Genomic DNA, 17,758 nt, shown 5'->3' with positions numbered 1-17,758 from the left:
GCTCGGCGTCCCCGTTCCCTTGAAGGCTCCGCCCATCGTGTCAGATCCGGAATTCGTGCCCGTGCCGCTGCGCGTCGCGGACGTGGGCTGCGTTCCCGATGGCTGGTCCTTGGTCCCCTGCGCCGAGGCCACAGAGCTCCCGATTGTCAACGCCACGACGAAACTTAACGTCCTGATCATATTGCTCAACTTTCCATGCTTGGTTCTCGCCCTGAGCCGCCAGACGATTGGCGGGGGCAGGCCTTCGGGCTGGTCTTTACGTTAAACCCTATCTTAGCCCCCGCTGGCTAGGATCAATCTCAACGCCTTGCTCAAAAATTCCGCCCCGCCCTTTTTCGCCCGAGCCAGATGAGATTGCTGCGACCAAGCCTTCCGTTTGCGGCGCTCGTGCTTGCGAGCACAATGGCATTCGCCTTGGCGGGCCATTTCGCCGCTGGCGCCGTCATTCGCCAGCACCAGGCGCATCAGCTCAATGAGCTCACCGAGGTGGTTCTGCGCCGATCGGAGCTTGCGGTCGATTTCGCTGCGGGCAGCCTGGACGAGCTCGCGCGGCGCAATTTCGCCAACTGCGAGCCAGCGGCGCTGCAAGCCATCCGCCTGCACGTCTACCAGCGCTCGACGATCAAGGACGTCCGCCTGGTCAAGCCGGACGGCTCGGTGATCTGCTCGGCCTATTCCGAGACGCTCGAATTCGACAAGGGATGGGTGGATCGCCGCGACATGCTGCCTTCGCGCGACAAGACGCTTTCCCTGTTCCGCGTCGAGCAGTTCGGCGGCGACGCCCTGGGCGTGCTCAGGGACGTCAATGGCAACTCCGCCCTGGTCGCCATTGTCGGCGTCAATGCCAGCCTGTTCGACATCATGCCGGCCGAGCTGCGCGCGCACAGCCAGGTGATCCTCGCCTTGAGCAATGGCGAGAAGCTCGGCGAATTCCAGACCGAGGCCGGCAAGTCTCTGCCGGCGCCGATCGGCTTCGAGCGAGCATCCGCTCGACTCCCGCTTCATGCCAGGATCCATGTCGAGCACGCGGTGCTGTCGAGCTGGAACAACGAGGCCTATTGGCCGACGCTCGCAGTGGCGCTCGGACTTGGCGCGATCTTCGGCGTCCTGCTGGCACGCAACCGCCGCATGGAGGGGCCTGTCGCCGATCTCGACCGGGCGCTGACGGCCGGCGAATTCAAGCCATATTACCAACCGATCTTCGATCTCCGGACAGGCCGGATCAATGGCTGCGAGATTCTGGTTCGCTGGCTGCGCCGCGACGGCTCGGTGGTCCCGCCGATGAACTTCATTCCGCTCGCCGAATCCAGCGGACGCATCCAGGCGATGACTTGGCAGATCCTGGGATCGGCGCTCACCGAGCTCAGGCCCTTGCTCAGGGCGGACAAGAATTTCAAGCTGTCGCTGAACGTCGTCCCCAAGCACCTCCTGAGTGCCGGCTTCATCGAAACACTGCGGCGCACGGTTCTGACGGCGCGCGTCTCCGCGCGCCAGATCGTGGTCGAGATCACCGAGCGCGATGAATTGGATGATCTCGCGCGCGCCGCTTCGGTCGTCGCCGAGCTGCGGGACCGCGGCTTCCGCGTCGCCATCGACGATGTCGGCGTCGGCCATAGCGGACTGTCGCGGCTGAAGGGCCTCGGCGCCGATACGATCAAGATCGACAAGTTCTTCGTGGATACGATCACGGCGGACGCATCGACGACCACGATCGTGGAGATGCTGGTGGCGCTCGCCAATGACCTCAATATGAGCGTGGTCGCCGAAGGCATCGAGACCGAGGAGCAGCTCCGCGCATTGCTCGCCGCCGGCGTCGAGGAAGGCCAAGGCTATCTGGTTGCGCCGCCCCTGCCGGCCGCCAAATTCAATGAGCTCATCGAGTCGCGTCGGATTGCGCAGCCGGGCACGGCGACATCCGGTACGACGGCTTTGGTGGCCTGACTGGCCGGCCCCATCGCCGCACAGGGGCTATCGCATATGACTTGTGGCGGCGGCCTGCGCGCACGCCTCGTCCTTCGAGACGGCGCTGACGCGCCTCCTCAGGATGAGGCTAATCAGCGTCAGTGCCCGTTGAAACTGCTGCCGCGCACTCCGCCCTCATCCCGAGGAGCCCGCCTAAAGCGGGCGTCTCGAAGGATGGCCGCAGCGAAAAACTCTCAAATGCGATAAACTTCCACGCCGCAGAGGCTTTAACGATACTTTCTAACGATGTTTTCGGCTTTCGAACCGGAGCGGCGAGCAAGCTTGTATGTTGGCACCATGAGCAGGAGCCACCTCATAGCAGCCGCGAGCATCTGTCTGGCGCTGATCGTCTACGCCACGCTGGCGAAGCTGTCGGGCCGGCCTGCACTCATGGGTCACCACGAGGCCTATTGGGTCGTCGTGATCGAGCGCTTCAGCGCCTATGGCCTGCTCGGCTTCCTGCTGTCGTTCCTGCTGCCGGGACGGTTCAGCCTCGCTTGCGCGCTCGTTATCGCGGTCGCCATGGGGCTGGAGCTGATGCAAGCGTTCATACCCGACCGCGATCCGGGCTTTCTCGACGTGCTGCAGAAGGCGGCAGGGGGCACGGTGGGCGTCATGCTCGCCCAGATGATCCTGGCGTTCCTGCCCAGACCACCTGCCTGAAACGGCGAGCTTGCCTCGGCGGAATGAGCGGGCGACCCGGTCCTTACTTCATCATCTGGCCGCGCAACTCACCGCCTGGGTTGGCGGCCGTGTGAATGTTCGCGTACCATTTTCCGCCCAACAGATCAGCCGCCTGCGCCTCGGTGAGGGTGGCACTGCCTTCGATCGGGCTTTGCGCCGTCTTGAACGGCAGGGCGATGCCGGCATTCTTCCCGGCCTCGCCGGGGCCGTGAAAATGCGCTCCTATCGCCGGTCCCGTCAGCCCGGTGAAGGTGACGAGGTAGGTCAGGACCTTCGTTTCGGTGTCGTAGCTCGCCTCCGCCTTGCCCGACCCGGTCGAGCTGTTCGGCGGCACTTCATTGCTTCCCTTGAGCTCCGCTCGCAGCTTCACGACCTCCGCACCTGCCGTTCCGCTCGTCGCGCTGACGCCTCCGACCAGCGCCAATGCCCCCAACAGTGCCACGGACCGTCGACACACGGCTTTGCTCATGCACTTCCTCCTGCGGATTTCGTTGGTTCCGGCGATGAAAAACACCGAGGACTGCCGGACATTCCACCGCAGAGCTTATGCTGATTCGGGACAACGCTCGCAGGAATTGGCCTTCGCAAGCGCATCACGCGCCGCTCAAGCCGCCCCGCGCCCCGTGTGACGCTCGGAGGGAACCAGGAGCTCGGCCATCTTCCGGTGGGTGTCGTGCAGCGCTTCGATGGCGCAGTCGAGATCGAAATCCGCCTCGCGGACGGATGCGAAGAACTTGGCCGTCAGCGCCAGATCGAGCTTGACGCGCGTTGCACCGTCGCGACTCCTGCGACGATCGAGCGACAGATGGATGGCGCGGTCCCGGGCTTCCGTTGCATCGCAGCCGCAAAGCGCGCCGAGTTCGTCATATGTCATCCAGATTTGAGGCATGTTCTTCCACCACGCTTGATCTATCGCAGACTAGATAGCTCTCGCTTCTGAATGCGGAGTTGCTGCAGCGCGAATTCGAGCCAACAACGTCAACGCAATGCTAAGCGCCGCGCAGACGCGAGCCCGGGTGAACCGCCGCAGCTTGTTGCCGATCCACGGTCACTTGGGCGCGCCCGTCGTGAACGGATGCCGCGGCCGTGAACGGCTGTCGAGCCTCTTGGGCAGCTTGTCGGCCTTGAGCTTCACGACCGCGCCCCGGGGGTCGGGAGCCGGCGCCTCTTCCTGGCTGTAGATCAGCGTCGCTTCGAATCTCACGTCGGGCGCTTGGCGGGCCGTTCCCGAACAGGTCGCCATCGCCCCGCTATAAACGCCGGAGAGCTCGACCTCGACCTCGTCGAGCCCGAACACGGTCGGCGGCCCGTCGGCATGTCGCCGCGTGGTCAGGACGGCCGTGAAATGCCGGTCGTTGTCGAACTGATAGGAGCCGCCATAGTTGAAGAAGCTGTCACTGCCCGAGATCCGTCCCTGGGCCAGATGCACGATCCCGGTGCCTTGCGCGTGCGCGGTTCTGAACCACGCCGCGTATTTGCCCTCTTTCAGCATGGAAACATCCACCCGTAATTTCCACGCGTATTTGCAACGAAGCTTGAGGCGCGACAATGACAGACACGGCGAGCATTCCGCCACGGTTAACGCCCTGCAAAATCAATCCGTTAAATTTCTGCGGCCGCACCCGGCGGCACGCAGCGACGTCAAAACAATTCGATGCCGTCGTCAGCCGTTTCCACGACTTCGACGCGGCGCGTGGTGGCGAGCGAGCTCAGCCCGAGCGTCTGCAGGAACTGGCGGTGGACGTCCCGCTCGCGTTCCATCGTGTAGCGCGCAAACAGCTCGTCGAGCATCGCCTCGTCCTGCGCCTGCGGCCGCGGCCTCTGGGCGCCCGCGCTCGCGGTCTCGAGCCGCGCGGCGACCGCGGGCAACGCCGCGGAATCTTCGCCTAGCGTGCTCATCAGGCCTTGCGCCGAGTTCATCAGCCGCTCGAACTCCGCGCCTTCATCGACGAGCCGGCTCATCAGCTTGCCGAGCCGTTCATTGCCGGCCTCGACCTCGCGCAGCGCCTGGAGAATCTGCGGCTCGAGCTTGGCGAGCTGGGTGGGATCACCCTGCACGCGGAGCTGCTTCAGTTCCGTCGCCGAGCGCTCGATGCCGTCGAGCACGGGCCTCAAGCGTCCCGCTCCCAGCGAGACCTGGTCGGCGGTGGCCTTGAGCTCGTTGGCGATGACGACGAAGGCGCTGCCGCGGCTGCCGAGATGGCTCGCCTTGAGGCCCGCATTCATGCCGATCAGCGTGATGTCGACCGTCGCCTCGGCGAGGCCGGCGATCGCCTGGCGGAACTTCGTCAGCGTATCCTCGACGATCGCGAGCGCCTCGTCCACGGAGCGGCCGGCGCCTTCGCAGGTCGTAATGAGGGCCGAGGCGTGCGCCAGCGTCTGCTTGATGCGCGCCAGGAACGAGGACGAGCCGCCGTCCTCGCCGCCGAACAGCGTGCGGCCGTGGCCGACGACACTGCCCGCGTCATGCAGGATGGCGGTCAGCGCGCGAACGATCTGGCCGATGTCGCCGCCGAACTCGCGCTGGGCATCCCTGAGCTGGGCCGCCTGCAATTGGCAAATCGCGCGCGCGCCGTCCCCGCTGGCGACAGGTTCCGGAACGAGGCTCGGGGCGGATCCCGAAGCGAGGCGGAGGCCGAAAGAGACGTGCTCGAGGCGCTGGCGCGTGCTGTCACCGGCCTGCAGGGAGATGATCGCGCTGCCGACGGCCTCGGCGATCTTCCTGGTGCTGGCGCTCGCGAGATCGGCGAGGTGCCTGCTGTTGCCGCGCTGGTCGCGCAGGCCGGAATGGGCGGAGCCGAGCTCGGCGCTCTCCGCGGCCAGTTGATTGCGGTAACGGCCCTCGAACTCCTTCTGCCGGCCGAATGCGGTGGCGACCGCCTCCGACAGGTGCTGCTGATCGCGCGCGCAGCCCGCGATCGCACCCTGCACCGCCTTGCCGAGATCGTAGGCCTCCTGCGTGAAGGCGAGGAAGCCCTCGCGATCTCCATCGAGCGAGGCCGCCTCGATCCGCGCACTGCGGGCGATGATGGTGATCATCTGGATGTGCTTGAATAGCGGCTTGAGCAGAGTGGACGCCTCCGCCGTGCTCCTGCCGATCGTCTCGAGCAGCGCGGTCTCGGCCGGCAGCGCCTGCGCCAGCTCGCTGAGCCGCGCGGCGATCTCCTGCAGTGCCGTCGCAGCGCCCTCGATCTCTGCGCCGGAGAGCTCGGCGGAAAGCACCGCGAGACCCTGGTTCAGCTCCTTGAAGATGAGATGGCCGCATCCGAGCTCGTGGCCGACGCGCGCGAACACGTCCTCGATGCGCGAGGAGACGTCCTCGATCCCTGCGATCGCCTCGGTGAGCGTATTGGCCGGAATGAGCGACATTGCCATCAGCCTGCCACCGCAGGATGTCCCGCCTGATACCAGAGCATGATCTCGCGCGGGATCTGGTGCAGCGAAACGACCTTCTCGACACCGCCATGGGCGATGGCTTCCTTGGGCATGCCGAACACCACGGAGCTGTCTTCATCCTGCGCGCGCGTCGCGGCGCCGAGCTTCTTCATCTCCAGCATGCCGCGCGCGCCGTCATCGCCCATGCCGGTCATGATCACGCCGAGCGCGTTGGCGCCGGCATGCTGGGCGGCGGAGCGGAACAGCACGTCGACCGAGGGGCGGTGCCGGGACACCGGCGGCCCGTCCTTGATCGCGATCTGATAGCGCAGGCCGATGCGCTGGAGCAGCATGTGCCGCGCGCCGGGCGCGATATAGGCCCAGCCCGGCAGCACCGGCTCACCGTCCTCGGCCTCCTTGACCCTGATCTGGCAGATGCCGTCGAGCCGCTTGGCAAAGGCCGCGGTGAAGCCCGCCGGCATGTGCTGGACGATGAGAAGCGGCGGACAATGCGGCGGCAGCATCTCCAGGACGTCGTTGAGCGCTTCGGTGCCGCCGGTCGAGGCGCCGATGCACACGATGCGTTCCGTGGTCGGCCGCACCTTGCCCGGCACCGGCGGCGGGATGATCGCATCGGCGGTCAGCTTCTTCTCGATCGCGCGGCGTTCCGCCCGCGGGCGCACCCGGGCGCGCGCCGCCGACTTCACGGCCTCGCGCAGCCGCGTCGAGCATTCGAGCAGCGCCTGCCGCGTGTCGATCTTCGGCTTCGGCACGATGTCGACCGCCCCCGCCTCGAACGCCTCGAACATCACGTTCGAGCCCTCTTCCGTCAGAGAGGAGCAGATGATCACCGGGATCGGATGCTGCGCCATGATCTTGCGCAGGAAAGTCATGCCGTCCATGCGCGGCATTTCGAGGTCGAGAATGATGACGTCGGGCAGCTCCTTCTCGAGCCGCTTGGCCGCCACGAACGGGTCGGACGCCGTCGCCATCACCTCGATCTCGGGGTCTTCACTCAGGATCGTCAGCAGGATTTGGCGCACCGACGCCGAATCGTCCACGATCAGAACGCGAACTTTCTCCCTCGGCATCGTGGTTGCGCTCCGCCTAGACCTGGAAGATGGTTGGCTGAACCTGCTTCAGCCCCGGCACGGCACTGTGAATCATCGATTCCGAATGCCCGACCAGCAGATAGCCGCCCGGACGCAGATGGCCGCACAATTGCTCGACGACCTTGCGCTGGGTCTCGCGCTCGAAATAGATCAGGACGTTGCGGCAGAAGATGATGTCGACGTCGCGATCGACGGGATAGGACTTGTCCATGAGGTTCATCCTCATGAAGTGCGTCATGCGCCGTAGCTCGGGTATGATCCGCACTTCGCCGCGCGATTTGTCGCGCGAGGACGAGAAATAGCGCTTCACGAACGGCTCCGGCACCGGCGCGAGCACGTCGCGGGTGTAGATCGCGGTCCTGGCGAGGCGCAGCACCGCAGTCGAGATGTCGGTGCCGAGGATGCGGTAATGGAATCGCGAGCCGTTCCGCGTCATGTCATCCAGCACCATCGCGGCGGTGTAGGCCTCCATGCCGGTGGAGCTCGCCGAGCTCCAGATCTTCAGGTTGGCGTCTTTCCGTCCGTGCGATCTGAGCAAGGCGGGGACCGCGACGTCCCGCATGAAGGTGAAGTGCTGCGGCTCGCGGAAAAAGTCGGTCTTGTTGGTCGTCACCACATCGATGAGATGGGTCAGCTCGGTCTCGAAATGATCCGCCTCGAACAGGTTCTCGACATATTCGTTGAGGTCGGAGAAGTTCAGCGCGCGCACGCGCTTGTGCAGCCGCCCCTCCAGCATCAGCCGCTTACCCTGCGGCAGCTTGATGCCGACCTGGCTCTCGATCAATTCGGCGATGGTCCGGAAGTGGCGGTCCGACAGGTGCACGGCCGTATCCTGCAGGGCGGGCATCATGGCTGCATGCCCCCGTCCGGTATGGCCGTCGCCTGCACTGAATGTCGGGCCGTTGGGGCCATCTTACGTCTCACGCGTTCACGCCGTTACGGACGATAGGTCGACCCGCCCCGTAAAGGCGGGTCGATTATCTGGTGACTTCAGCGCTGGAAATCGGCGTCGCGATCGTCCTCGCCGTCATTCAGGTCGAAGGCGAAACCGCCGCCACCGGCAGCTTTCACGGCGCGCGCCGGCTTGGCCTGCGGCTTCTTCGCCGGACGTTCGGCGGCTGCCATGGTGGCCGCCTTGGCACGCAGCTGGTTGACCGCGCGGTCGATCGGCGCGGCGGCCTGGCTCTTTGCGCCCTGCTCGATGCGGAAAAAGGCGATGGTCGACTGCAGCTGCTCGGCCTGCGAGGCGAGCTCCTCGGAAGTCGAGGACACCTGCTCGGATGCGCTGGCGTTCTGCTGGCCGACCTTGTCGAGCTGCTGGATCGCCTGGTTGATCTGGGCCGAGCCAACGTCCTGTTCGCGGCAGGCTGCGGTAATCTCTTCGACGAGCTCGGCCGTCTTCTTGATGTCCGGAACGAGCTTGGAGAGCATGGCGCCGGCCTCCTGTGCCACCTTGACGGTGTCGGTCGACAGCGTGCCGATCTCGGCCGCAGCCGCCTGGCTGCGTTCGGCGAGCTTGCGCACTTCGGAGGCGACCACCGCAAAGCCCTTGCCGTGCTCGCCTGCGCGTGCGGCTTCCACGGCCGCGTTGAGCGCGAGCAGATCGGTCTGGCGCGCGATCTCCTGGACGATCGTGATCTTCTCGGCGATGGTCTGCATCGCGTTGACGGCGCGGCCGACCGCAGCACCGGAAGCTTCCGCATCCTTGGCGGACTGCGCAGCGATCTTCTCGGTCTGGCTGGCGTTGTCGGCGTTTTGCTTCACGTTCGCAGCCATCTCCTCCATCGAGGAGGAGGCCTCCTCTGCGGACGAAGCCTGCTCGGTCGCGCCTTGCGAGAGCTGCTCGGCGCTGGCGGACAGTTCCTGGCTGCCGGCCGAGACGTTCTGCGCCGCGGTGAGAGCTTCTGACACAATGTGGCGAAGCTTCTCGATCATGCGTTCCAGCGCGAGGCCCAGCGTGTCCTTGTCCGACAGCGGCCTGGCTTCCACGGTCAGGTTGCCTTGCGCGATCTCGTTGGCGATCGCGGCGGTGGCATTCAGGTTGGCGGTCATCGCGTTGAGAGATGACACGAGATCGCCGAGTTCGTCATTGCTGGACACGGCGATCTTCTGGCTGAGGTCGCCGACCGCCACCGCATTGGCAAGACCGACTGCACGGGCCAACCCGCGGCTGATATTGACGGCGATCCACGTCGCGGAAGCGACCGCGATCAGAAGCGAGGCGATGACCAGGCTGATCAGCAGCATCTCGGCTCGCACGCCGTCCTGCTTTGACTGCTCCGCCTGGTCGGCCATGTTCTTCTTCGCGTACTTGATGTAGCCGTCAACGCTCTCCAGCGCATCTTCGACCAACCTGCGCCCTTCGCGCATCGAGCGCTCGAGGGCCTTCGCCTTGTCGGTGCGGGCCAGCCTGATTGTCTCGTCCTGGAACGCATTCATCCTGCCCAATGCCGCCGAGAACCTATCGATCAGCTTCTTTCCGCCTTCGCTCGCGGCGGAGTAGATTTCGTCCTTGGACTTGGTGATCGCTTCGCGGGTCTTGACGAGACCAGCGGCGATCTCGTCACTCTCCGCGTCGGTCGCGGCGAGGATCGCGTTCTTCTCGTCGCGCAACAGGAACAGCACGCCCTCCTTGAGTTCGGCAGCCCTCTCAATGCGATTGGAGCGGCTGACCAGCTGGTCGGCGGTCGCGATCATCTCGGACAATTTGATGTAGCCGACCGCACCAGCGGTCATGGACAGCGCGATGACCACGCCGAAGGCGCTCGCTAGCTTGGATTTGACGGTGAATCTCATTTTCTGTCTCATTGATTGTGGGTGCTTACGATCTGCAACGCTTCGCACTAGAACTCAGGCGGCCCGCGGGGCCTCCGCGCCGGCCCGGCCGGGAATCTCCTCGTTGGCCATCAGCTTGGCCAGATCGAAGATCACGACGAACTTCTCGCCCTTGCGGCCGATGCCGGCTGCATAGTCGGACTGCCATTTCCCACCGACTTCCGGCACCGGCTCGATCGCCTGCTCGTCGATGTCGGTGACCTCGAATACGCAATCGGCGACGAAGCCGACGCCGACCAGGCGATCCTTCATCGGCACGTCGAGGATGATGATGCGGGTGGCTTCCGTGGCGGCCACGCTCGGCAGGCCGAGCTTGGTCCGGAGGTCGACAATCGGATAGCCGCTGCCGCGCACGTCGATCATGCCGAGCAGGAAGCTCGGGGCGTGCGGAAGCCGCGAGATCGGCCGCATGTCGAGGATCTCACGGACATTGCGGATGCTGATGCCGAACGTCTCGCCGGCGAGCCCGAGCGTCAGATATTGCGAAGTTGCGGCCATGATGCAGTCCAGGGATCCGGGGGTTTGGAAATGAATGCGGTCCGGCTTAGGGGCCGGACCGGCTGATCAGCGTTGGAACTCGGCGTCGCGCTCGTCCTCGCCGTCATGCATGTCGAAGGCGAAACCGCCGCCGCCGGCGACCTTCATCGCGCGAGCCGGTTTGCGAACCGGGGCCGGCTTCCTGGTGCTGCGATCCGCCGCCGCCATGTGCGCGGCTTTGGCCCTGAGCTGGCTGACGGCGCGGTCGATCGGCGCGGGCGTCGCCGCTTCGTCCCGCCCGGAATGCTCGATCCGGAAGAACGAGATGGTGGACTGGAGTTGCTCGGCTTGCGAAGCGAGCTCCTCGGAGGTCGAGGACACCTGCTCGGAGGCGCTGGCGTTCTGCTGGCCGACCTTGTCGAGCTGCTGGATGGCCTGGTTGATCTGGGCCGAGCCGACGTCCTGCTCGCGGCAGGCCGCGGTGATCTCCTGGACCAATTCGGCGGTCTTCTTGATGTCGGGCACGAGCTTGGACAGCATTTGTCCCGCCTCCTGCGCGACCTTCACGCTCTCCGTCGACAACGTGCCGATCTCGGCGGCCGCGGCCTGGCTGCGTTCGGCAAGCTTGCGCACCTCGGAGGCGACGACGGCAAAGCCCTTGCCGTGCTCGCCGGCGCGGGCGGCCTCGACGGCGGCGTTGAGCGCGAGCAGGTCGGTCTGGCGCGCGATCTCCTGCACGATCGTGATCTTCTCGGCGATCGTCTGCATGGCCTCAACCGCGCGGCTCACCGCAGCGCCGCTGACTTCCGCGTCCTTCGCCGACTGACCCGCGATCTTCTCGGTCTGTTTGGCGTTGTCGGCGTTCTGCTTGACGTTGGACGCCATCTCCTCCATCGAGGACGAGGCCTCTTCCGCCGAGGAGGCCTGCTCGGTCGCGCCCTGCGACAGCTGCTCGGCGCTTGCCGAGAGCTCCTGGCTGCCGGCGGAGACGTTCTGCGCCGCTGTGAGCGCCTCGGAGACGATTCGACGGAGGTTCTCGACCATCGCATTCAGCGACTTGGTGAGATCGCCGATCTCGTCGTTACTGGAGACCTTGATCGTCTGGGTGAGATCGCCTGCGGCGACCGAGCCGGCGAGCCCGACCGCCCGGCCGAGACCACGGGAGATGCTGATCGAGATCCAGATTGCCGCAACCAGTCCGATCGCGAGCGAGGCAACGACGAAAGCTATCAGCATGAGGTGGGCCCGATCGCCATCGGCGTGCGCCTGGGCGGCCTGACTGGCCATGTTCTTCCTCGAGTTCACAATGTATGCGTCGGCAGCTTCCATTGCTTCGTCGAGAGCCTTGCGAACCTCGGCCATGGAGCGCTCGGCTGCCTTCGCCCTGTCGGTCCGTGCGGTCTTGAGCGCTTCATCCTGAACCGCGTTCATGTGCGCATAGGCGACGCCGAAACGCTCAAGCAATTTCTTACCTTCGGGTGAGGCCGCAGCGTGGATCTCATCCTTCAGCTTGAGAAGCACCTCGCGCTGCTTGGCGATTTCGGCGATATAGCGATCCGCTTCGCTTTCGGGTGCCAGAATGAGGTTCTTCTCGGCGCGAACCTGGAGCAAGATTCCCTTCTCGATCTCCGCCGCGCGTTCCATCCGCCCAGAGCGTGATACCAGGCTGTCCGCGATGTCGATCATCTCGCTCAGCTTCACGTAAGCCAGACCGCCCGCCGCCATCGAGAGCAACAGGACCACGCCGAATGCACTGGCAAGCTTTGCCTTAACGGTGAATCTCATTTCCAGCCCCTACCGAAGGTCTCGCCCGAGACCTGACCTCAATTCAGAATGCGTTCCATGTTCGGTACGATGACGAACTCTTCGCGCCACTTCGCGATGAAGCGGATGAATTCCGGCTTCCAGTGCATGCCGACGCGCGGCGTCTGCTGCACGTCGGTCTGCGAGATCTCCGTGACCTCATAGACCTTGTCGGCGGTGACGCCGACCAGAACCGGCTCTCCGTCCAGCTCGAGCTCGATGACGACGATGCGCGTGTCGGCCGAGTTGTCGAGCTGCGGCATGCCGAAGCGAATGCGCAGGTCGGCGAGCGGAATGACGTTGCCGCGCACATTGATCACGCTCGGAACGAAGGCGCGCGCGCCCGCCACCCTGGTCGCCGGGACGGGATCGATGATCTCGCGCACGAGACCGGCGTCGAGCGCGAACTTCTCCTCGCCGAGGCCGATCATCACGACCTGCATCGCGCCGGACTGATGCTCACCCGCCAAACCACCGTTCATCACGCCGCCTCGCTGATATGCTGCTTCTCGACCTTCGACTGGGCCAGCGCGACGAGCTGCGCGACGTCGAGGATCAGCGCCGCCGTGCCGTCACCCAGAATCGTCGCGCCGGAGAAGATGGTGACGTCGGAGTGCAGCTTGGACAGCGACTTGATCACGGTCTGGTGGTTGCCGATGATCTGGTCGGCGACCAGACCGACGTGGGTCTCGCCGGTCGAGATGATGATCGTCTTCTGGTGCTGATCGGGCACGCCGGAGGCGGTCATGATCTCGCGCAACCGGAGGAAGGGCACGAGATTGCCGCGCACGTTGAGGAAATTGCGGCCGCGGGAGCGTTCGTCCTCGGCGGTCAGCTCGATGCATTCCTCCACCGCCGACAGCGGGATGATGTAGCGGCCTTCGCCGACCCGGATCAGGAGGCCCTCGATGATCGCAAGCGTGAGCGGCAGACGCAGCGTCACAATGGTGCCCTGGCCCGGCCGGGTCGACAGGTCGATCGAGCCGCGCATGTTCTCGATGGTGCGCTTGACCACGTCCATGCCGACGCCGCGGCCCGACAACGCCGAGATCGTCTGCGCGGTCGAGAAGCCCGGGTGGAACAGGAATTGGTGGATATCGTGGTCGCTCAGCACGGCGCCGGCTGCGATCAGCCCCTGCTCTTCCGCCTTCGCACGAATGCGTGCGGTGTTGAGACCGCCGCCGTTGTCCTTCACGGTGACCAGCACCTGGGCGCCGGAATGCACGGCGGCGAGCTCGATGCGGCCCTGCTCAATCTTGCCATTGGCAGCGCGCGTCGCGGTGTCCTCGATGCCGTGGTCGATGGCATTGCGGATCAGGTGCACCAGCGGGTCGGCCAGGCACTCGATCATGGTCTTGTCGAGCTCGGTGTCTTCGCCGGAGGTGACGAATTCGACCGGCTTCGAGAGATCGCGCGACAGATCGTGCACGAGGCGGCGGAAGCGGCCGAACAGCGAGCCGATCGGCACCATGCGCGCGCCCATCGTGGTGTCGCGCAAGGAGGATGCAAGCCGCTCGATTTCCTCGGCGATCATCTTGATCGAAAGGTCCGAGCCGGTCGACGCGAGCTGGGTCAGCCGCGCCTGGGCGATGACGAGCTCGCCGACGCGGTCCATCAGCTCATCGAGGCGCTCGGCCTGGACGCGGACGGTGGCGATGCCCCGTTCCTGCTTGGCATCCTCCCGGCGCACGGGCGCCGTCTCGAGCTTGATGTCGGACTTCGGTTCGCTTGCAACTTCAGCCTTGCGCTCGGGTTGTGCAGCGGGAGGCGCCGCGACGGGGGCAGCCGATTCCACCACTTGCGCAACCGTCTCGACCGGCGGGGCCGGCTCTTCGTCGAGGAGTTGGAACAAAGGCGCCGGCGCAGGCGCTTCGACCTGCTCGAGGGGCGAGAGCGTCAGCCTCATCTCGTCCTGAACGAACATGAAGACGTCGTCGATCGCGTCCTTGTCGCAGGCAGCGTGCAGCTTGACGTCCCACTTCAGATAACAGTCTTCCGGGTCCATCTCGTCGAGGAAGGGGATGCCATCGGTGACGGGGACGACGAAGCAGGGGCCGAGCTTGCAAAGGTCCTCCAACAGGTCGAGCGGGTTCGAGCCGTTGCGCAGGATATGGGATTCGAACTCGATGTAGAGGTGCCAGCCGGCCTGCCTGCTCTCGCTGGGTGCCAGCGGCGGCGCCTCGGCGACCTCGGCAACCGGGCCGTAAGGCTGGTCCGACGACACGAAGCGCCTGAGGTCGTCGAGGATGGCTTCGCCGATGATGTCGTCGGTCGACTGCGGATCTTCGATCAAGGCGCGGATGTAGTCCTTGGCGGCGAGCGCGACCGAGATCAGCTGCTGCGTCGGTTTGATCTCGCCCTTGCGGACGCGGTCGAAGGCGGTTTCGAATTCGTGGGTGAAGGAGGCGACCTTGTCGAAGCCGAACATGGCGCCCGAGCCCTTGATCGTGTGCAGGGCGCGGAAGGCGGAATCGACCAGTTCGCGATCGTCGGGACGCTGGCCGAGATCGAGCAGGGCCCCTTCGAGAACTTCGAACAGCTCGCTGGCTTCTTGTCGGAAGATCTCGGTCGGGTCCATTGCGCTCATGCGCGCACCAGCTTGCCGACCACGGCCAGCAACTGCTCAGGCTTGAACGGTTTGGTGATCCAGCCGGTGGCGCCGGCGCTCTTGGCTTCCTGCTTCACCGTGTCGTTGGACTCGGTGGTCAGGAACACGATGGGCATGCCGACCGCGCTCGGCAGCTTGCGCAATGCGCGGATCAGCTCAAGCCCGTTCATGACGGGCATGTTGAGGTCGGTAATGACGAGGTCGAGCTTGCCGGCCTGGGCTTTGGCGAGCCCTTGCGCGCCGTCGCCGGCCTCGATCACATTGTGCCCGGCCGGCTCGAGCACGACCTTGATCATTTGCCGGATGCTGGGGGAATCGTCGACGGTCAGAATCGTGGCCATCAGGTGCCATCTTTCTTTTGCGGGAAATGCTGATCGATCATCGCCTCGCTGGCGAAGCCGGCACGGCGAAGTGTGTTGCGCAGCGACTGTGAGAATGAGGTCAGGACCACCGGGCGGCCCTGGGCTTCGCCGGTCTTGGCGGTCGACAGCAGCAGCTGGATCGAGGTCACGTCGGCCTTGTCGACGCTGGAGCAGTCGATCTCGAGCCGTTCCTGGCGGCCGAACGCCTCGCGAATGAGATCATAAACATTGCGGATGGCCGCAATGCTGCAATCGGCGGGCAACCGCAACGACCACTTCGGCTCCGTGGGATTGAGCGCCATCGCTGCATCCGCCTTTGCTAAAATTCCGCTACTCGTTTGACGCGAATCCGGTGAGCAAACTCCTAACGCGGGCATCCGTACAACTACGGGTCACATTCGCATGGAATTCGCGCAACCGCGTGCGGGCATGCACAACCTGCCGGGCATTGGCATCGGACGTGCACTCGCCTCGCATTTGCTTCGCGTTAAATTGGCTTGAGGTAATGGCTTGGGTTCGTGCCTTTGCCAGCAAACAGAGCCCGATGCTGACCCAAGCGCTCCTGGTTGACGACAGCCGCTCCGTCCTCAACTTCCTGAAACACCACATCGAGGCTGAAGGCCTCGTCGAGGCCACGACCTTCCTCGATCCCGTGGAGGCGCTGGCTTGCGCGCAGCAGCGCGCCTTCGATCTGGTGCTGGTCGACTACGAGATGCCGCATATGGACGGCATCAGCTTCATCCGCACTTTCCGCAGACTTCCCGGCCGCGCCGACATTCCGATCGCGATGATCACCTCGCGTCAGACCGATGACGTGAAGATGGAAGCGCTGCAAGCCGGTGCAACCGATTTCCTGCCCAAGCAGCCGCAGAGCGTCGAGATGACGGTGCGCCTGCGGAATCTGGTTCAGCTTGGTGCAGCCGTACGCAAGCTGAACGACCGCGCCGCGCATCTGGCCAGCGAAGTCGCGGTTGCGACACGAAAGCTCGGCGAGCGCGAGGAGGAGATCATCCTGCGGCTCGCGCTGGCGGTCGAATACCGCGACAGCGACACCGGGAGCACACGCTGCGGGTCGCCCGCTACAGCCGCATCATCGCCGAGCCGATCGGCCTGCCGGCTCGGCTCTGCCGCGACATCTATCTCGCCGCCCCCCTGCACGACGTCGGCAAGGTCGCGATTCCCGACCATATCCTGCTCAAGCCGGGCAGGCTCACCGACGAGGAGATGGCGGTGATCCAAACGCATGCGACGATCGGCGAGCGGATCCTGGCCGATTCCAGCTGCGAGCTGATCCGGCTTGGCGCGCAAATCGCCGCGGGCCATCACGAGCGCTGGGACGGCGCGGGCTATCCGAGCGGCCTGAGGGCGGATGACATCCCCATCGCCGCGCGCGTGGTCGCGGTCGCCGACGTCTTCGACGCCCTGACGACGCGGCGACCATATAAGGAGCCAATGCCGCTCGAGGTCGCGCGCGGCTACCTGGTCGAGAACGCCGGGCGACAGTTCGACCCTGGCTGCGTCGAGGCTTTCCTGTTGCGCTGGGACGAGGTGGTCGAGATCGCCGGCGGTCAGCGGACAAGTCCCTTGCCGAGCGCCGCCGCCCCTCTCGCTCCCGAAATAGAGAGTGCGGCGGCGAGCTCGTCAGACGCAGACCATGCGGCCGAGGCCGGCGGCTCGACCGCCTGACCCGATCGATCCGCCAACATCTTGCCGCCGCACCATTTTTCTCCGGTCGCCGGTTTGAACCTGTTCCTGCTAAAGTGGCACCAAGAGCTGAGAGTGATTCTGGTCACACTTGCCCCGGCCCCCTGCTGCTAGGCATCGAACCAGGACGGGCACCAGAGCATCGTCGAATTGGATGAGAATTCCCATGAAAAGCCTGATCGGTGCCTATGTCGGCGCATTCTGCCTTGCGGCCCCCGCTTTGGCGGAGACTCCCGCCGCGATCGTCGAGGACGTCCAGGGCAAGGTCGACGGCATCGCGTTCATGGACTACGTGGCGCCGGGCAAGATCATCAAGCTCGGGCCCAAGGCCAGCATCACGCTCAGCTACCTGAAATCCTGCCAGCGCGAGACCATCAGCGAAGGTGTCGTCCTGGTCGGCGCCGAGCAGAGCACCGTGCAGCTGGGCGAGGTCAAGCGGGAAAAGGTGCCCTGCGACACCAATGCGGCAAAACTGTCCGAGCGCGAAGCGAACCAGAGCGCCGCGACGACCTTCCGCACCGTGCGCTCGGACCCCAAGGGTGCACCCGCCAAGCTGCCGACGCTCTACGGCGTCTCGCCACTGGTGCAGGCCAAAGCCGGCGGCACGCTGGTGATCGAACGCACCGACGGCAAGGAGCCCACGATCAGCGTGCCGCTCAAGCGCGACGCCATGGTCGGCGGCAAGTTCTATGATTTCGCCAAGGCCGGAACGACACTGACCCCGGGCGGCAGCTACCTCGCCATTCTCGGTGCCAAACGCTACACCTTCCAGATCGACGCCAGCGCCACCTCCTCGCCGACCCCGATCATCGGCCGCCTGCTGCGGCTCGAATAGG

At 65.1% G+C, this 17,758-nt stretch carries 16 protein-coding genes and 1 pseudogene; 4 read left to right on the top strand and 13 right to left on the bottom strand.

The genetic code is table 11. The features are described 5' to 3' along the window. The first annotated feature begins 348 nt into the window (after window positions 1–348). Both P0R31_RS06080 and P0R31_RS06075 read left to right on the top strand, forming a co-directional pair. Window positions 349–1,941 (top strand): EAL domain-containing protein, encoded by a 1,593-nt coding sequence (locus tag P0R31_RS06080; protein WP_430516800.1) that lies wholly within the window; start codon window positions 349–351, stop codon window positions 1,939–1,941. Between the two features lie 318 nt (window positions 1,942–2,259). Further along, complete coding sequence (locus tag P0R31_RS06075; protein ID WP_275513250.1) at window positions 2,260–2,625, top strand: VanZ family protein; 366 nt, start codon at window positions 2,260–2,262, stop codon at window positions 2,623–2,625. A gap of 43 nt (window positions 2,626–2,668) precedes the next feature. Here the strand turns inward: P0R31_RS06075 and P0R31_RS06070 are convergent, their stop codons facing one another. The 13 genes from P0R31_RS06070 to P0R31_RS06010 form a co-directional block, all read right to left on the bottom strand. After that, the gene (locus P0R31_RS06070) at window positions 2,669–3,115 is read right to left on the bottom strand and encodes a CHRD domain-containing protein (protein ID WP_225151523.1); all 447 of its coding nucleotides are present in this window, start codon (window positions 3,113–3,115) and stop codon (window positions 2,669–2,671) included. 135 nt (window positions 3,116–3,250) lie between these two features. Beyond that, window positions 3,251–3,535 carry a hypothetical protein gene (locus P0R31_RS06065; RefSeq protein WP_275513249.1) on the bottom strand — a complete coding sequence of 95 codons (285 nt, stop codon included), beginning with the start codon at window positions 3,533–3,535 and terminating at the stop codon, window positions 3,251–3,253. 159 nt (window positions 3,536–3,694) lie between these two features. Next, window positions 3,695–4,138 carry a hypothetical protein gene (locus P0R31_RS06060; protein ID WP_036011297.1) on the bottom strand — a complete coding sequence of 148 codons (444 nt, stop codon included), beginning with the start codon at window positions 4,136–4,138 and terminating at the stop codon, window positions 3,695–3,697. Window positions 4,139–4,287: 149 nt separating this feature from the next. After that, window positions 4,288–6,015, bottom strand: a complete 1,728-nt coding sequence (locus tag P0R31_RS06055; RefSeq protein WP_343299301.1) for a chemotaxis protein — start codon at window positions 6,013–6,015, stop codon at window positions 4,288–4,290. Between the two features lie 5 nt (window positions 6,016–6,020). Continuing rightward, window positions 6,021–7,112: a protein-glutamate methylesterase/protein-glutamine glutaminase gene (locus tag P0R31_RS06050; protein ID WP_275513247.1), complete on the bottom strand. Its 1,092-nt coding sequence runs from the start codon at window positions 7,110–7,112 to the stop codon at window positions 6,021–6,023. Window positions 7,113–7,128: 16 nt separating this feature from the next. Further along, window positions 7,129–7,983, bottom strand: coding sequence for a CheR family methyltransferase (locus P0R31_RS06045; RefSeq protein WP_275513246.1), 855 nt, complete (start codon window positions 7,981–7,983; stop codon window positions 7,129–7,131). 140 nt (window positions 7,984–8,123) lie between these two features. Further along, window positions 8,124–9,929, bottom strand: coding sequence for a methyl-accepting chemotaxis protein (locus tag P0R31_RS06040; RefSeq protein ID WP_275513245.1), 1,806 nt, complete (start codon window positions 9,927–9,929; stop codon window positions 8,124–8,126). Between the two features lie 54 nt (window positions 9,930–9,983). Then, window positions 9,984–10,466 carry a chemotaxis protein CheW gene (locus P0R31_RS06035; RefSeq protein ID WP_275513244.1) on the bottom strand — a complete coding sequence of 161 codons (483 nt, stop codon included), beginning with the start codon at window positions 10,464–10,466 and terminating at the stop codon, window positions 9,984–9,986. Window positions 10,467–10,532: 66 nt separating this feature from the next. Then, window positions 10,533–12,230, bottom strand: a complete 1,698-nt coding sequence (locus P0R31_RS06030) for a methyl-accepting chemotaxis protein (protein WP_275513243.1) — start codon at window positions 12,228–12,230, stop codon at window positions 10,533–10,535. A 38-nt stretch (window positions 12,231–12,268) separates the two neighbouring features. After that, entirely contained in the window at window positions 12,269–12,730 is a 462-nt protein-coding gene (locus P0R31_RS06025; protein ID WP_275513242.1) for a chemotaxis protein CheW, read from the bottom strand. Beyond that, the gene (locus P0R31_RS06020; RefSeq protein ID WP_275513241.1) at window positions 12,730–14,835 is read right to left on the bottom strand and encodes a chemotaxis protein CheA; all 2,106 of its coding nucleotides are present in this window, start codon (window positions 14,833–14,835) and stop codon (window positions 12,730–12,732) included. Before P0R31_RS06020 ends, P0R31_RS06025 begins: the two co-directional genes overlap by 1 nt. Beyond that, window positions 14,832–15,197, bottom strand: a complete 366-nt coding sequence (locus tag P0R31_RS06015) for a response regulator (RefSeq protein WP_008142319.1) — start codon at window positions 15,195–15,197, stop codon at window positions 14,832–14,834. Before P0R31_RS06015 ends, P0R31_RS06020 begins: the two co-directional genes overlap by 4 nt. Continuing rightward, window positions 15,197–15,520 (bottom strand): STAS domain-containing protein, encoded by a 324-nt coding sequence (locus tag P0R31_RS06010; RefSeq protein WP_197961182.1) that lies wholly within the window; start codon window positions 15,518–15,520, stop codon window positions 15,197–15,199. The genes P0R31_RS06015 and P0R31_RS06010 overlap by 1 nt, the downstream gene beginning before the upstream one ends. A gap of 242 nt (window positions 15,521–15,762) precedes the next feature. Here P0R31_RS06010 and P0R31_RS06005 point away from each other — a divergent pair. Together P0R31_RS06005 and P0R31_RS06000 are read left to right on the top strand one after the other, a co-directional pair. Next, a pseudogene (locus tag P0R31_RS06005) lies at window positions 15,763–16,904 on the top strand (HD domain-containing phosphohydrolase). Between the two features lie 184 nt (window positions 16,905–17,088). Further along, a complete protein-coding gene (locus P0R31_RS06000; protein ID WP_275513240.1) occupies window positions 17,089–17,757 on the top strand; it encodes a hypothetical protein in 669 nt (222 codons plus the stop codon). Window position 17,758 lies beyond the last annotated feature (1 nt).

Source organism: Bradyrhizobium yuanmingense, from assembly GCF_029167105.1.
Taxonomy (GTDB): domain Bacteria; phylum Pseudomonadota; class Alphaproteobacteria; order Rhizobiales; family Xanthobacteraceae; genus Bradyrhizobium; species Bradyrhizobium yuanmingense_A.
This window is presented reverse-complemented; position numbering and strand designations above follow the sequence as displayed.

Coding starts and splice junctions, on each gene's coding strand:
- P0R31_RS06080 (WP_430516800.1), top strand. CDS start 349: ATGAGATTGCTGCGACCAAGCCTTCCGTTTGCGGCGCTCGTGCTTGCG.
- P0R31_RS06060 (WP_036011297.1), bottom strand. CDS start 4,138: ATGCTGAAAGAGGGCAAATACGCGGCGTGGTTCAGAACCGCGCACGCG.
- P0R31_RS06025 (WP_275513242.1), bottom strand. CDS start 12,730: ATGAACGGTGGTTTGGCGGGTGAGCATCAGTCCGGCGCGATGCAGGTC.
- P0R31_RS06070 (WP_225151523.1), bottom strand. CDS start 3,115: ATGAGCAAAGCCGTGTGTCGACGGTCCGTGGCACTGTTGGGGGCATTG.
- P0R31_RS06045 (WP_275513246.1), bottom strand. CDS start 7,983: ATGATGCCCGCCCTGCAGGATACGGCCGTGCACCTGTCGGACCGCCAC.
- P0R31_RS06050 (WP_275513247.1), bottom strand. CDS start 7,112: ATGCCGAGGGAGAAAGTTCGCGTTCTGATCGTGGACGATTCGGCGTCG.
- P0R31_RS06035 (WP_275513244.1), bottom strand. CDS start 10,466: ATGGCCGCAACTTCGCAATATCTGACGCTCGGGCTCGCCGGCGAGACG.
- P0R31_RS06040 (WP_275513245.1), bottom strand. CDS start 9,929: ATGAGATTCACCGTCAAATCCAAGCTAGCGAGCGCCTTCGGCGTGGTC.
- P0R31_RS06000 (WP_275513240.1), top strand. CDS start 17,089: ATGAAAAGCCTGATCGGTGCCTATGTCGGCGCATTCTGCCTTGCGGCC.
- P0R31_RS06010 (WP_197961182.1), bottom strand. CDS start 15,520: ATGGCGCTCAATCCCACGGAGCCGAAGTGGTCGTTGCGGTTGCCCGCC.
- P0R31_RS06020 (WP_275513241.1), bottom strand. CDS start 14,835: ATGAGCGCAATGGACCCGACCGAGATCTTCCGACAAGAAGCCAGCGAG.
- P0R31_RS06065 (WP_275513249.1), bottom strand. CDS start 3,535: ATGCCTCAAATCTGGATGACATATGACGAACTCGGCGCGCTTTGCGGC.
- P0R31_RS06075 (WP_275513250.1), top strand. CDS start 2,260: ATGAGCAGGAGCCACCTCATAGCAGCCGCGAGCATCTGTCTGGCGCTG.
- P0R31_RS06055 (WP_343299301.1), bottom strand. CDS start 6,015: ATGTCGCTCATTCCGGCCAATACGCTCACCGAGGCGATCGCAGGGATC.
- P0R31_RS06015 (WP_008142319.1), bottom strand. CDS start 15,197: ATGGCCACGATTCTGACCGTCGACGATTCCCCCAGCATCCGGCAAATG.
- P0R31_RS06030 (WP_275513243.1), bottom strand. CDS start 12,230: ATGAGATTCACCGTTAAGGCAAAGCTTGCCAGTGCATTCGGCGTGGTC.